Annotated in this window: 15 protein-coding genes and 1 riboswitch; of the genes, 8 read left to right on the forward strand and 7 right to left on the reverse strand. The window is 26.6% G+C overall.

Going from position 1 to position 15,340, the window contains the following annotated elements:
• Position 1 precedes the first annotated feature (1 nt).
• The 4 genes from ACOBME_RS09400 to ACOBME_RS09415 are packed head-to-tail and all read right to left on the reverse strand — an operon-like array spanning position 2 to position 3,515.
• On the reverse strand, positions 2-1,393 hold the full coding sequence (locus ACOBME_RS09400) for a hypothetical protein (RefSeq protein ID WP_338963376.1): 1,392 nt from the start codon (positions 1,391-1,393) through the stop codon (positions 2-4).
• Positions 1,386-1,664 (reverse strand): hypothetical protein, encoded by a 279-nt coding sequence (locus ACOBME_RS09405; protein ID WP_338963373.1) that lies wholly within the window; start codon positions 1,662-1,664, stop codon positions 1,386-1,388. The genes ACOBME_RS09400 and ACOBME_RS09405 overlap by 8 nt, the downstream gene beginning before the upstream one ends.
• Positions 1,664-3,124, reverse strand: coding sequence for a PBSX family phage terminase large subunit (locus ACOBME_RS09410; RefSeq protein WP_419333852.1), 1,461 nt, complete (start codon positions 3,122-3,124; stop codon positions 1,664-1,666). The genes ACOBME_RS09405 and ACOBME_RS09410 overlap by 1 nt, the downstream gene beginning before the upstream one ends.
• The gene (locus ACOBME_RS09415; RefSeq protein ID WP_338963249.1) at positions 3,117-3,515 is read right to left on the reverse strand and encodes a hypothetical protein; all 399 of its coding nucleotides are present in this window, start codon (positions 3,513-3,515) and stop codon (positions 3,117-3,119) included. Before ACOBME_RS09415 ends, ACOBME_RS09410 begins: the two co-directional genes overlap by 8 nt.
• 320 nt (positions 3,516-3,835) lie before the next feature.
• On the opposite strand from ACOBME_RS09415, the gene ACOBME_RS09420 reads away from it, so the two are divergent.
• The 4 genes from ACOBME_RS09420 to ACOBME_RS09435 all read left to right on the forward strand — a co-directional run bounded on the left by ACOBME_RS09420 (position 3,836) and on the right by ACOBME_RS09435 (position 7,148).
• Positions 3,836-4,819 carry an IS30 family transposase gene (locus ACOBME_RS09420; protein ID WP_338963245.1) on the forward strand — a complete coding sequence of 328 codons (984 nt, stop codon included), beginning with the start codon at positions 3,836-3,838 and terminating at the stop codon, positions 4,817-4,819.
• 408 nt (positions 4,820-5,227) lie between these two features.
• Positions 5,228-5,710 (forward strand): hypothetical protein, encoded by a 483-nt coding sequence (locus ACOBME_RS09425; RefSeq protein WP_419335046.1) that lies wholly within the window; start codon positions 5,228-5,230, stop codon positions 5,708-5,710.
• Positions 5,711-5,725: 15 nt separating this feature from the next.
• Positions 5,726-6,382 (forward strand): hypothetical protein, encoded by a 657-nt coding sequence (locus ACOBME_RS09430; RefSeq protein ID WP_419335048.1) that lies wholly within the window; start codon positions 5,726-5,728, stop codon positions 6,380-6,382.
• A 496-nt stretch (positions 6,383-6,878) separates the two neighbouring features.
• Positions 6,879-7,148, forward strand: a complete 270-nt coding sequence (locus tag ACOBME_RS09435; RefSeq protein WP_338965899.1) for a hypothetical protein — start codon at positions 6,879-6,881, stop codon at positions 7,146-7,148.
• A 123-nt stretch (positions 7,149-7,271) separates the two neighbouring features.
• Here the strand turns inward: ACOBME_RS09435 and ACOBME_RS09440 are convergent, their stop codons facing one another.
• The 3 genes from ACOBME_RS09440 to ACOBME_RS09450 all read right to left on the reverse strand — a co-directional run bounded on the left by ACOBME_RS09440 (position 7,272) and on the right by ACOBME_RS09450 (position 10,514).
• Entirely contained in the window at positions 7,272-8,234 is a 963-nt protein-coding gene (locus ACOBME_RS09440) for an IS1/IS1595 family N-terminal zinc-binding domain-containing protein (protein WP_338963247.1), read from the reverse strand.
• Between the two features lie 166 nt (positions 8,235-8,400).
• A complete protein-coding gene (locus ACOBME_RS09445) occupies positions 8,401-9,363 on the reverse strand; it encodes a transposase (protein WP_419335050.1) in 963 nt (320 codons plus the stop codon).
• Between the two features lie 188 nt (positions 9,364-9,551).
• Positions 9,552-10,514, reverse strand: a complete 963-nt coding sequence (locus tag ACOBME_RS09450; RefSeq protein ID WP_338963247.1) for an IS1/IS1595 family N-terminal zinc-binding domain-containing protein — start codon at positions 10,512-10,514, stop codon at positions 9,552-9,554.
• A 247-nt stretch (positions 10,515-10,761) separates the two neighbouring features.
• Positions 10,762-10,932: riboswitch (cobalamin riboswitch) on the forward strand.
• A gap of 399 nt (positions 10,933-11,331) precedes the next feature.
• Here ACOBME_RS09450 and deoD point away from each other — a divergent pair.
• From deoD to ACOBME_RS09470, 4 genes are read left to right on the forward strand one after another with little or no spacing between them, the layout of a single operon-like run.
• Positions 11,332-12,042, forward strand: coding sequence for a purine-nucleoside phosphorylase (gene deoD / locus ACOBME_RS09455; protein ID WP_338965902.1), 711 nt, complete (start codon positions 11,332-11,334; stop codon positions 12,040-12,042).
• An 18-nt stretch (positions 12,043-12,060) separates the two neighbouring features.
• Entirely contained in the window at positions 12,061-12,684 is a 624-nt protein-coding gene (locus ACOBME_RS09460) for a deoxynucleoside kinase (protein ID WP_338965905.1), read from the forward strand.
• Between the two features lie 45 nt (positions 12,685-12,729).
• Entirely contained in the window at positions 12,730-14,715 is a 1,986-nt protein-coding gene (gene tkt, locus ACOBME_RS09465; protein ID WP_338965907.1) for a transketolase, read from the forward strand.
• 3 nt (positions 14,716-14,718) lie between these two features.
• A complete protein-coding gene (locus tag ACOBME_RS09470) occupies positions 14,719-15,339 on the forward strand; it encodes a bifunctional 4-hydroxy-2-oxoglutarate aldolase/2-dehydro-3-deoxy-phosphogluconate aldolase (RefSeq protein WP_338965908.1) in 621 nt (206 codons plus the stop codon).
• Position 15,340 lies beyond the last annotated feature (1 nt).

A 15,340-nucleotide genomic window follows, 5' to 3' on the forward strand; every position in this document is an offset into this window, starting at 1 on the left:
TTTAATTCTCCTTAATTTCTGTTCTACCTTGTAAGGCATTTTGATTATTACCAGTTTCATCATATTCCATTAATTTATTATTATGTTCTATTTCTTTGGCTTGCATTTTATCTTGTCATGCTTCTATTTTTTCTAAATATTTTGCTGCCTCTAATTCATCAATATTTTCATATTCAGTAATTGCTCTTATTGGTTCCATTGTGCCATTATCTAATCTAGCAGTAATTAATTCATTTTGTCGCATTTGATCTACTAAACTAGCACTAACAAAATCAAAACCATAAGGTCTTTCACCAGTACCATCTCATAAACCGTAATATTTTAAAACGGTATCAAACACTTTTGTATAATATTGCTTACGATATGCTTGTAAATATGCTTGTTTTTCTAAATCTTTGGTTTTAGTTAATAAAGATTGTGTTTTATTTTGGTCATTATCTGATTTATCACCAAAAGGACTAGAAAAATGACATGCTAAATATACTTGTTCAATAATTGCTTTTTGGTCTTCCGTATATGTTTCTAAGGTTGGTGTTCCTTGTACTACTTGTAAAGATTGAGATAATTGACCATCTACGGCTGATTGACCTGATTGAATAAAAATATCATCAAAAGCATCTTGTAATACTTTTTTATTACCTTTGTTATAAGCAGTCATTAAATCATCATCTAATATTCCATATCAATGAGTACGATTTGCTCATCTTTCTTTTGATTTAATATTAAAACTATCTTCTAAATCAAATTGTAATTTATAACAATTTGCCATTGTAGGTAATGGGTTTAATGTAGTTGATGTTGATAAAAATAACGGATTAGGTTCATTAATCATTTCTCAAAAAGGAACTACGCCTAATTTATTTTTAAATTCTTGTACTAAAACAGGTTTAACATCATCTTTAATTTGTGTTTTACTTTGTCCAACAACTACTTCATTATTTTTAGGTCAACCTTTAATAACTATTTTATCTTTGGTACAAATTAAATTTAAAATAAAACCACTATCTGATTGATGATAATTTAATCAAATATCAGCACCTTGTTCAATTTCGTTTATTTTACTTACACGAGATGTAAAGTTAAAAGGATTAATTCATAAATCAATATTGCCATCTGATGTTTCTAATAAACCAAAAATAGTTTTGCCCATTAAACTTGCTGTTAATTCATTTTTATCTAATTTTTCTTTTATTTTATAAGTTTCATATCATCAATTTAATTTTTCTAAAATGTCTTTACGATGAGACTTAAATAAAATATCTTTACCATTAACTAATCGCATTTGATGACGAGCAATAATATTGGCTAAATTAATAGTTCAATCATAATTATAAAATTTTAAAACACTATTAATATCATTTAAGTTTGTTAAACTATGGAAAGTATTATTCATTGTTATTTTGCTCCTTTAATTTTAAAATAAGTGCATAATTAATAATATTTACTGTTAATAAACTAGGTTCATTTGCTAAAACTTGTACACATACTTTAACTTTTTGATATTTCTTAATATATTCGTTATATAAATTTAATTTACATATTGCGATATTATCTTTTTTTAATTCTTGACAAAGTCTTTTTTTAACTTGTCCACAAACAGACATATATGGTCTTTTTGCATTTATTACACGTTCATCATGTATTACATAAATATCTTTTTTCATTAAGTTATTCACTCCCTTTGTTGTCATAATTTATAATCTGCTGAACTATTATGTTTAACCATTGGTATTAATTCAAAGTGTAAAGCATAAAAATCACTATCAAATGTATCATCATATAAGTCTAACATTCGTTCTTCTCTTACATCAGGTTTATCTTCTCATTGAATTAATTCATATTGGGTTTTACTTACAGGACATTTTTCTCATAATCATTTTAATTGATTAGTATTTATTAACATGGTAAATGCTTCAATACGATGTTTTATTTTAAACTTCTGCTTTTGTGCTGGTTTAAAATGCATATATTGACCAAAAGAATAATTATATTTTTCTCTATTTAAACTTTCTAATGTTGCATAAGCACTATCATCAACATTAATTGATATACCTTGCTGGATTAAATTAAAATATTGATTTAATTGATTGTTGTAAAAATCTAATATATCTTTTACTTGTTCTAATGGTCCCTTAAATTGTTGAGTAGCATTTGAGTGTGTATATTCAGCAACTTTATAGGCTTTTTTATCAAATGAATTATATATTCAAAAACTCGCTGCTGTTGTATGTCCTTTTGGACTAGTAGAGTTTGCTAAGTCAACACCACCTAATAACTTAGTTGGTTGAATAATATCTGTTGCTTGCATAATATCAAGATATCTTGCAAAGATTGACCCACTAGTATTACCAGGCAATCCTCAACTTCATACTCTTGCTCTTTCAATATCTAATTGTTCTAATCTTAATTGTTCATTAACCTTATCTTGTGGTAATTCATAATTAAGTCTTCAACTAGAATAATGAATAATAATCTTCATATTTCATTTTTCAATATAGTTAATTTGTTCATATTTACTACGCATTATTTCTTCATTAAAAGGCATTAATTCATTACAATAACCAACAATATATCTTTTTAAACTTTCAGGGTTACATGTATTAATTGTTATTTTATTTTGATACCCACGAATAGCAAATTCTAAATCACTTAAATCTTTTTGTTGAAATTGGTCACATTCTTCTCTTCAATCAATTACTAATTTATATTTATTCAAATCAGCAAAAGCTTTTAATTTTTCTTTCCGGCTTGGTGAATGTAAACCTTTACAATATATTTTGCTACCATTTGATAAAGTAAAAGTAAAATTTGATAAGTTAATAGTATAAGGAATATGATTTTCATCTAACATATTTCAGATATTTTGAAATACACTATCTTTTAAATCCTTACTTCAATACATACTAGCAATGATACAAATTGGTTCTTTAATTAATAAACTAATTTTTAATAATTCACCAAACATTTTAATATTTGAAATAGTCTTACCACTATATCGTGTTCCAATTTGATTAATTTCATTAACTAACTCATATTTTTTAGCAAAGGGATATTTATTACCAATACTACTATTTTGTAATAATCAATAAGGAGTTTCTAACAAATAAGTAAAATGATTAAGCATTATTATCACTTTCTTTTTTAATATCTCTAATATCCGTTTGTAAATTAACAATTATTGGTTGTTGATTATTTAAGTTTAATTCTTGTTCTAACTGTTTTTCTTGCAGTGAATATTTATAATTAAATGCTCGTTGTCAATATAATTTAGCACCATCAGGTGATTTCATCATAAAGTTAATTATTTCACTTTCAATTCTATCAACTTGTTTTTCAAGTAAAGGAACTATCTTTTCGCTCTTGTAAGTTTCGTGCTTTCATCTGTTAGAAAGATTGAATTCATTGGTTAAATCATTCAAAGTATATGGTTTATTGGGTGATTTATTTTCTCAAAATTGCTCTATTTTACGATAAAAAGTTGCCAAACTTGCTTTATTTGGATTAAATTCTTTCATTTTTTACTCCTTTTTGCATATTAAAATTGCTATTATTTAATGAATATGATTAAATAAAAGAGTAAATAAAAACTATGAAAGAACCATCGCGGTTCTTTTTATTATTTATATTTTACATCAAAATAAAAAAAAGTAAATTACTTTACTTTTTATTTTAGTATACAAGCATATAGAGATAAATTGGAGCTTGTTACAATATAATTATATAATTAATAATATATTTGTCAATAATTTTAATTTAAAAAAATGTGAAAATTTATCTTTTTTATAAATTTAATGTATAACTATTTTTATAAAAGAATTGGAGGAAATATAGAGTAATGAAAGATTATACACATGTAAAATATGATGAACGAAGATTTTTTAAGGATTTATTTTTATCTGATAGTTGCAAAAAGAAAAATGGCACACTTAATTTATCTGAAATATCAAGACAAACAGGAAGAGATATTAATACTGTTAAAAGAGAAATTAATAGATTTACAAATATAGAAGATTATAATGCCCGTGAGGCACATGATGATTATTATAAAAAACGACAAAAGTGTATTAAAAAAATACCTACATTTACAGAAGAACAACAAGAATTTTTAAATTTACGATTTAATATTTTGGGTGATTCACCAGCAGAAATTATTCAGCGATTTTTAATAAAATTTGGTATCAAATTTCCTGCCTGTCTTAAAACATTTTATAAATGAATTTTTTTAGGTCTTTTGGGTTTGTTAAAGAAAAATTTATTAAATGGTGGTAGAAGAAATAGAACAAAGAAAAGACCTGATAATCGTGGGAAATTAGATGAAAGATTTAAATCAATATGAGATATTGAAAATAAAGAAACAGATGTTGGTTGATTTGAAATGGATACCGTAGTTGGAAAAGAACATCAATCTAGTTGTTTAGTTTTGACAGAGAAATCAAGTAAAAAATACTTTGCTATGAAATTAGAAGAACATACTGCTAATGAAGTTTTAGAAAAACTTAAACATATAGTTAGAATTAATGGTTTAGTTGGAAAAATTAAAGGAATAATAACCGATAGAGGAAAAGAATTTAGTAAGTTTGAAGAAATGGAAAAGATTACTGGTTCTAATGTTTATTTTTGTGACCCTGCTTCGCCTAATCAAAAACCATTAATTGAAAGACTAAACCGTGAATTTAGAAAACGATATGGTAGGGGGACAGATTTTAATCTTGTTACGCAACAAGAAATAGATTTAGTAGTCGATATTATAAATGAAAAATTAAGGCCCGTTCTTAATTGAAGAACTTCAAAAGAAGTATTTTTAGAGAATTTTAGATAAGTTTATTTGAAGTAATTTAATAAATTATTTTTCAGTGTGTTTAAATATGCCAAAAATAGGGTAAATTTAAAAATAATTTATTTTTTTAAAAAAATAGTTGCACTTCTTTTAAAAAGTGTTATTATTAAAATAACAAGAGATAAATTTGGAGCTTAGATTTACATAATACGTGATTTAGAAGAATATGTAGTCACAATCAAAGAAGCTATTTCAGAAAAAATAATAAAGAAAAAAGTTAGTGACACTAGATTTGAATATATTTGACCGAATGGCAGAATAATTAAAGTTGTTGGTTTTGACAACGGAAGTACTTGAGAAGGACAAGATGCATCAGTAGGGGAATATGCCTTTTTTGGTTTAGACGAGGTAATTCCGCTAGATGCAACAATTTTAGATGAAAACGAATACATGTATCGATTATTCAATATGATAATTCAAATTTCACGTGGGAAAAATATTGCAACTACAAGAGAAGTAGTTCCACAATTATGTTATTCAGATGATGATGTAACAATGGAATTACGAAAAGAACAGATTATTATTTTTGGCTTTAACAATCATAATGCTGATCATATTATTTATGAAACATTCGTCCAATCTATTTTTCCATTAACAGAGGAAGTCCAAAAAGAACTAGATGATAATGATATATCATATTTTAATGATCAAACTTTTATGAATGATATTGGTGTGACAGTTGTCAGAGGTACTACAAAAGTAAATAACAAAAATCTTAATCAAAGAGTATTTGATTTAGGAAATTGATTAAATGAAAATAAACCAGAAGTATATGATTCACTATTTCGTGGGGGAGAGCGTCAATTTAATCCTGAACGTTATAGTTACAAAAAAGACTTAATTACTGGTGCCAAATTTTTTAATCCAAAATAATTTTATTGAAAAGATATGAACAAATATTGATTTACTAAAATTAAAATTGGTGCAGATTATGCTGATAGTATAAAAGGGCAAGATGATGCCACTCAAATTTTAATAGGATTTGAATTTGATAAGGAAGAATTTATTGAAGGAATTTATATTCTTGAAGAACAATCAATATCAAGTACAGAATTTAAGGATATGACTGAAAAAGTTGATAGTATGGTTAATAAAATTAATAGTTGATCACAAATTTATCATAACTTAAAGGAAGACTTTAGTTATCGTATTGGGTATGATGCTCGTACAGTTGGCCATTTTGTTAGAAAAACACTACTTGAAAATAATGATTGAAAAAATATGGATTTAGATATTACAAGATTTTCTACTATTTTAGTTACTGGAACAAAAGGATGAAGTGTACAAGACCGACATTATAAATGAAAAAGATTATTAGCCGAAGGAAAAATTTATTTTAGTGAGAATTTAGATGTTTTTAAAACATTTAATGACAAAGAAATATTAGTAAAAAAGAATGGTTATTTATATCAAGAATTATTTAATTGTATTAATAATGAGAAAACTAATATTCGCGATGAAAAACCCGGTGTAAATAAATTGGATATGATAAATGCAGCTGAATGTTGTTTTAGCTATTTTAGGTTTAAATTATTTAAAAATTAAAAAAATAAGTTATAATTAATATGTAATAGGAGTTGATGTGAAATTAGTAAAAGTGAAAATAAGAATTATATTGACGAAAATTTTAAATGATTTAATGATAATAAAAATGAATTAATTAAAAAATATAATTTAAAAAATGAGGATATTGTTATAATTTCGGATAAAAAATTTGTAGCAAAATTTTCTAATTATGATGAAGCTAATATTTATTCATTAGAAAATTTAAGTGATAAAAAATTCATCGTTCAAAAAATTAGTGATTTAGATCCAAAAATGAATAATTTTGGATATGTGGTATTAAGTTTTTATGCCTAAAATTTGAACGTCACTTAAAAATAGAAGATTCGAAGTTGATTTAGTCGTTACTTCCATTTCCAACAAAGAAATTAATTTAAAGGATGGTTTTTTTGTAAAGCTTTAATAGATACCTGGTGCAACAAATTCTGTTATATCAACTAAAATTGTTGAAAAATTAAAACTTGAGTCAAGAGGAAAAATGAAAGTTTCTACTGGTTCTAATTCAGAAGATGAATTTTATACATATATGGTTGCTTTACATTTACCAATTGACCTTCAACAAGGAATAGTATCAACACCTGAGGGATTAAAATCTCGAGTATTCCCAAGTTCATTTGTAACTAAGATTACAATGGTTCACGGAAATGAACATATTTCCAGCCAAGGATTTGACGCAATAATTGGACTGGATGTACTTGAAAGTGGCCATTGTACTATTGCTGGCCCAAATATGGTATTATCATTCTAATTTAATTTATAACTGCCAAAAATCTTTAATTTTGTCGAAAACTCTTGATGAAATAAAAAAAATCATCAATATGACAATTTGAAAACTAATTTTGTGTAAGATTATGATTTTGCTTTAAATTTTTTAAACGTTAAAATATAATACCGTTGATTGTTGGTTTGGTGTTAAACCTTTGTGTTGGTATTTTCATTTTCAGAGCTTTAAATAATTTTGAATATTAGTGAAACCCAAACCATGATAATGAATTAAGGCTTCTTTAAGACTGGATTGTAATTTACTAATCTTATTTAACTTTTGATAACTAGTATCAGGGTTTGTACTAGTTTTGGTGGAATATAGAGTAGAATTTGTTTGTTTTGCTACTAATAAATATAGTGGTTGCATATCAGAAATAATTATTGATTTTTCTTTAATTAGTTGCTTATTCATATTTTCAATAATCCATTGTTTTTGTAATCTTTTGGTATTGGTGGATTGAACAAAAATATTATTATTGCTATCAACTGCCATTTGAATACAGCATTTGGTATCAGTTGAAAATGGATCGAGATGAGTTTTTCGTTTATCAAATTTATCTTTAAAATTGCCTTTATGAATTTCTTTAATAAATGTTTCATCCATTTGGATTTGACCATTTAATTTTTTAAATTTTAACTGTGTATTTTCTAATTGTTTTGATTGCATTAATTTTTGTCGATTATATCAAGCGGTTTTTGGGGTTGTTTTAATAAAACGAGAAATTATTTTACTAGATTGTCCTAACAATGAAATTTGAATTAATAAATTTCACTGTTCATAATTTAAATGACTTCAATAAGTAAAATGATGACGAAATGCATCAAAACTAGCACGACATTTTTTACATAAATATTTTTGTTTTCCTTCGGAATTATGACCATTTTTAACACAATGAAAAGATTTGCAATTAGGACATATAATGCCTTTATCTCTAAATTTTTGATCAATTTCATTTAAACGTTTTTGTTTTTTAATTAAGTCTGCTTGTTGTTTTATTTTTTCATAAAATTCTAAAAATTGATCATCTGTTAAGCTATTTATTAATTCTGTAATTATTTTTTTCATCATTTATTTACCTCCATATATTAAAAATATACCTAATTTTAGGTATATTTTATAAATATCAAGAGTTTTCTTTAATTTTGTCGAAAACTCTTGATGAAATAAAAAAAATCATCAATATGACAATTTGAAAACTAATTTTGTGTAAGATTATGATTTTGCTTTAAATTTTTTAAACGTTAAAATATAATACCGTTGATTGTTGGTTTGGTGTTAAACCTTTGTGTTGGTATTTTCATTTTCAGAGCTTTAAATAATTTTGAATATTAGTGAAACCCAAACCATGATAATGAATTAAGGCTTCTTTAAGACTGGATTGTAATTTACTAATCTTATTTAACTTTTGATAACTAGTATCAGGGTTTGTACTAGTTTTGGTGGAATATAGAGTAGAATTTGTTTGTTTTGCTACTAATAAATATAGTGGTTGCATATCAGAAATAATTATTGATTTTTCTTTAATTAGTTGCTTATTCATATTTTCAATAATCCATTGTTTTTGTAATCTTTTGGTATTGGTGGATTGAACAAAAATATTATTATTGCTATCAACTGCCATTTGAATACAGCATTTGGTATCAGTTGAAAATGGATCGAGATGATTTTTTCGTTTATCAAATTTATCTTTAAAATTGCCTTTATGAATTTCTTTAATAAATGTTTCATCCATTTGGATTTGACCATTTAATTTTTTAAATTTTAACTGTGTATTTTCTAATTGTTTTGATTGCATTAATTTTTGTCGATTATATCAAGCGGTTTTTGGGGTTGTTTTAATAAAACGAGAAATTATTTTACTAGATTGTCCTAACAATGAAATTTGAATTAATAAATTTCACTGTTCATAATTTAAATGACTTCAATAAGTAAAATGATGACGAAATGCATCAAAACTAGCACGACATTTTTTACATAAATATTTTTGTTTTCCTTCGGAATTATGACCATTTTTAACACAATGAAAAGATTTGCAATTAGGACATATAATGCCTTTATCTCTAAATTTTTGATCAATTTCATTTAAACGTTTTTGTTTTTTAATTAAGTCTGCTTGTTGTTTTATTTTTTCATAAAATTCTAAAAATTGATCATCTGTTAAGCTATTTATTAATTCTGTAATTATTTTTTTCATCATTTATTTACCTCCATATATTAAAAATATACCTAATTTTAGGTATATTTTATAAATATCAAGAGTTTTCGACAAAATTAAAGACTATTATCTTTAATTTTGTCGAAAACTCTTGATGAAATAAAAAAAATCATCAATATGACAATTTGAAAACTAATTTTGTGTAAGATTATGATTTTGCTTTAAATTTTTTAAACGTTAAAATATAATACCGTTGATTGTTGGTTTGGTGTTAAACCTTTGTGTTGGTATTTTCATTTTCAGAGCTTTAAATAATTTTGAATATTAGTGAAACCCAAACCATGATAATGAATTAAGGCTTCTTTAAGACTGGATTGTAATTTACTAATCTTATTTAACTTTTGATAACTAGTATCAGGGTTTGTACTAGTTTTGGTGGAATATAGAGTAGAATTTGTTTGTTTTGCTACTAATAAATATAGTGGTTGCATATCAGAAATAATTATTGATTTTTCTTTAATTAGTTGCTTATTCATATTTTCAATAATCCATTGTTTTTGTAATCTTTTGGTATTGGTGGATTGAACAAAAATATTATTATTGCTATCAACTGCCATTTGAATACAGCATTTGGTATCAGTTGAAAATGGATCGAGATGAGTTTTTCGTTTATCAAATTTATCTTTAAAATTGCCTTTATGAATTTCTTTAATAAATGTTTCATCCATTTGGATTTGACCATTTAATTTTTTAAATTTTAACTGTGTATTTTCTAATTGTTTTGATTGCATTAATTTTTGTCGATTATATCAAGCGGTTTTTGGGGTTGTTTTAATAAAACGAGAAATTATTTTACTAGATTGTCCTAACAATGAAATTTGAATTAATAAATTTCACTGTTCATAATTTAAATGACTTCAATAAGTAAAATGATGACGAAATGCATCAAAACTAGCACGACATTTTTTACATAAATATTTTTGTTTTCCTTCGGAATTATGACCATTTTTAACACAATGAAAAGATTTGCAATTAGGACATATAATGCCTTTATCTCTAAATTTTTGATCAATTTCATTTAAACGTTTTTGTTTTTTAATTAAGTCTGCTTGTTGTTTTATTTTTTCATAAAATTCTAAAAATTGATCATCTGTTAAGCTATTTATTAATTCTGTAATTATTTTTTTCATCATTTATTTACCTCTATATATTAAAAATATACCTAATTTTAGGTATATTTTATAAATATCAAGAGTTTTCGACAAAATTAAAGAGAGTTTTCGACAAAATTAAAGCCAAAAATTAATGGCAGTTTTTTATTTTAATGTTATAATTTTATTAACGGTATGAACTAAATTCTTAAATGTCTGTGGTTTTCACAGAAAAAGTTTAATTTTAACTTGCATTTTAAAATTAAACTTTATACTATTACTTTAACAACTTTAAAAAGCAATTTTGGATGTTACGGGAATTAGGTGAAACTCCTAGGCTGTCCCAGCAACTGTAAAGTGGATGAAAGCTAACATATGCCATTTAGAAGATAATTCTTGAGAAGGAATAGCGAGTAAAGTGAAACTGAGCCAGTAGACCGATCTAAAAAACATTGATATTTTATCAGTGCTGCCTTTATAGTTATTATCCCTGGGGTTGGATAGTTAATTATTTATTAGTGAAAAACTATTAAATAATAATTTTAAAGACGTCAAAAAGCGTTTTTTAGTTGTTAATTTAAAGCGATAATCCTATTAGGGCATTATTTAAAATAATAATAATTAAAAAATCTTTAAGTTTAATAAAACTAATTTTAAAATATTTTATAATTTTAATTTTTTATTAAATTAATTTATTAAATAAAAATAAAACTGTTAATTAAACATCACTTATACGAATATATTAAAATATTCCTTTTCGTTTTGTTTAAATTTATTTTTAAGAAAAAGCATTTTAAATAATAACCTCATTAATAGGATCGTTAGTCCAATAAAGGTACAAAAGGAAGGAAATAAAAAAATGACACCACATATTAATGCAAAACCAACGGATATTGCAAAAGTTGTTTTAATGCCCGGTGATCCGTTACGAGCAAAAGCAATTGCGGAAAAATATTTGACCGATTACAAATTAGTCAATGAGGTTCGAAATATGTTTATGTATACAGGAAAATATCAAGATATTGAAATTACAATTGCTGGAAGTGGGATGGGTTGTCCAAGTATTGGAATTTATTCCTATGAATTATTTAAATTTTATGATGTTGATTATATTATTCGCATTGGTTCAGCGGGTAGTTATAAATCAGAGTTTGAACTATATGATATTTTCAATGTTCGCGAAGCGTTTGGTGAAAGTAATTATGCCAAAATTGCTGCTAATATAGATTCTCATCTAATTCCAGCAAGTGAAAAATTATTCAATACGATTGAAGAGGTAGCGTTAAAGCAAGGAATCAAAACACATACTGGTAATGCCCATGCTGCTGATGTTTTTTATCGCTATGATGAGTCGTTATCATTTACGAAAGAACATAATCTAGATGTTGTTGAAATGGAATCATATGCCTTGTTTGCAAATGCAATTGTGACCAAAAAACAAGCAGCAACATTGCTAACTATTTCTGATAACCTTGTTACAAAACAAGCAGCTTCAGCAATGGAACGCCAAAATAATTTTATGGTAATGGTGCAATTGGCGTTAACAACGGCAGTGCAATTAATGAAATAACCTAACGGAGGAGAAGAAATGAAAATTGCTGTTTTTGGAACTGTTGGTGCTGGGAAAACAAAAGTTAGTGAGACGTTATGTCAACAGTTAAATTATAATTTATTTAAAGAACCCTTAGAAGAAAACCCATATTTTAATGATTTTTATCAGGACATGAAAGGATTTGCCTTTAAAATGCAAATTTACATGTTGACAACCAGAATTGAACAATTTTTTGAAATTGATAATTTAGAAGATACTGTTTTTGATCGCACGATTTTAGAAGATCCGGTTTTTGTTCGGGTTTCACATTTGTTAGAAATTATGAATGATGTTGATTTTAAAGTTTACAATCGTTTTTTTCAAAATGTTATTACACCAATTTTAAAACAAAAATTAGGGTTTGATGTCATTATTTATTTAAAAGTTTCAACACCAAAAGCTGTTGAACGGATTAATAAGCGTGGCCGCGTATTAGAATTAGAAACGCCATACCATTATTGGGAAAAATTAAATGAACAATATGAGGTCTTATATCATGAATTAAAGGATGATTATCATTTCATTGTTGTTGATGCTGATAACGATAATTTTGCAGAAAAAATGACCTTTATTATGCAGAAATTATTAATGATAGATAATAAAGTTCCTTGTTTAATTTAAAAATAATTATCGTTGATATTTTAAATTTATTAGGAGGAAAACGAAATGAAAGATACAAATAATAATATTGAAACAAAAAGCTTAAGTAATTTACGAATTTTAGGCTTAGATCCAATTATCTATAATAAAACTGGCCATCCAGGGATTGTTTTAAGTGCAGCGCCAATGATGCAAGCAATTTATTTAAACAATTTAATTGCTAATCCAGCTGTCCCCGATTGAATTAATCGTGACCGTTTTGTGCTATCGCCAGGACATGCGTCAACGCTTCAATATGCAATTTTACATTTTGCAGGTTATGATTTATCAATTGATGATTTAAAAAATTATCGCCATATTAATTCAAAAACCCCAGCGCACCCTGAATATGGTGTAACCCCAGGGGTTGATAATTCATCGGGACCATTAGGCCAAGGTGTTGGTTATGGCGTTGGAATGGCATTAGCAGAACAACATTTAGCCGCTAAGTTTAATAAACCAGGACACGACATTATTGATCATTATACTTATGTTTTGTGTAGTGATGGTGATTTACAAGAGGGGGGTGCTCTTGAGGCAATCCAGTTAGCTGGAGTATGAAAGTTAAATAAATTAATTATGTTGTATGATTCAAATGATTGTCAATTAGATACCAAGTGTGATGAAGTTTTAAAAGTAAATTATCAAAAATTTTTTGAAGCACAAAATTGAAATTATATTCGCGTTGATAATGCTGATGAAGATTTAACAGCAATTAAAAAGGCAATCACAGCAGCGCAAAAAAGTGATAAGCCAACTTTAATTGAGTGTAAAACAATTATTGGTTATGGGCATCCAAAACAAGGCTCACCAATGCATTCATCACCGTTTACAGCAGAAGAAATGCAACAAGTGCAAACCTTTTATGATTTTGAACATCCGCAATTTTATGTTGACCCAGATGTTAAAACTTATTGAAAGGATACTTTTATTAAACGCGGTCAAGAAACATACCAAACATGAGCAACAAAATTAAAAGCTTATCAAACTGCTTTTCCCGAGGAATTCAAGCAATTATTTGCTGCCCCGACTGTTGAATTTGATGCTTTTAAATCCTTATTAACAACTGATCAAAATAAAAAAGCAGGAACAAGAATTATTATGGGGGATGTTTTTAAATATTATCAACAAAAATGTCCTAATAATATGTTTGGTGGTAGTGCTGATTTGGGAACAGCGACAAAGATTATTGGTTATAATGGTTCATGAACAATTAAGACACCCCAAAATAATAATATTCATTTTGGGGTTCGGGAATTTGCCGCCGGGACAATTAGCATTGGAATTGAATTACATCAAGGATTAAAAGGATTTAATTCAACGTTTTTAATTTTTTCTGATTATATGAAACCGTGCATTAGAATGGCATGTATTCAAAATTTACCGGTTATTTTTGCTTTTTCACATGACTCAATTGGGGTTGGTTTTGATGGTAAGTCGCACCAGCCAGTTGAACAATTAGCAATGTTACGAAATTGTCCGAATTTAAACGTTTTACGTCCTGCTGATATTAATGAAGCAATTGGTTGTTTAAAACTTGTTGTTGAAACAAAAAAAACGCCTTCAGCATTAATTTTATCGCGCCAAGATACCCCTTATCAGTTAGCTACAACTTGTTATAAAAAAACATTGCAGGGAGGATATATTGTTGTTGAAGAAGACAAGACAAAACCATTAACGGCAATTATTATTGCAACAGGAACCGAAGTTCCAATTGCAATTAATGCGGCTAAGACAATGAAAGCAAATATTCGGGTGGTTTCAATGCCATCGGTTGAATTATTTGACCAGCAACCAATTGCTTATCAAGAAAGCATAATTCCAAAAGACTTTCTAAAAGTAATTGCGATTGAGTTTTCTAATGACTATGTTTGATACAAATTTGTTGGTAAAACTGGTTTAGTAATTGGTGTTGATGATTATGGTTTATCAGGAAGTGCTGATGCTGTTATTAAGTACAAATGCTTAGATCAAGACACGATTATTCAAAGAATTGAAAAATATTTAGGTTAAGTAATGAATGATTTACCCAAAATTTTAGAACAGAAAGTTTTTTATGTTATTCGTAATCAAGATTATAATGTTGCCCAGCAAATTTGTGAAATGTTAATCAATTTGCAAGTGACATGTTTAGAATTAACTTTTACAATTCCAAAGGTTGAATTATTAATTAAAGCATTACGAAAAAAACATCCAACAATTTTAGTTGGCGCTGGAACCGTTTTAACATTAGCAGAAGCAATCTTAGCAGCTGAAGCAGGAGCACAATTTTTAGTTGGCCCTGTTTTTAACCCGACAGTTAGTGAATTTTGTCATCGCAAAGGATTATTGTATATTCCAGGAGCAATGACCTTACAGGAAGTGACGAATATTGTTAATGCTGATTGAGAAATTATTAAGATTTTTCCAGCGACTTCTTTTAAATTAAATTTTATTCAAACTTTAAAAACCTTTTTTCCAACAAAAACATATATGGCTTCAGGGGGAATTAATTTAACAAATTTAAAAGAAGCAAAAACGCTAGGGTATGACTTAGTAGCGGTTGGGGCTTTTGTAACGGGTGATATTAATAATAAAATTTTTGAACAAGAAAAAATAAAAACAATAATTAGCACAATTAACCAAGAAGGAGGATAAT

The organism is Spiroplasma endosymbiont of Sarcophaga variegata (genome assembly GCF_965178695.1).
Classification (GTDB): Bacteria; Bacillota_I; Bacilli_A; order Mycoplasmatales; family Mycoplasmataceae; genus Spiroplasma; species Spiroplasma poulsonii.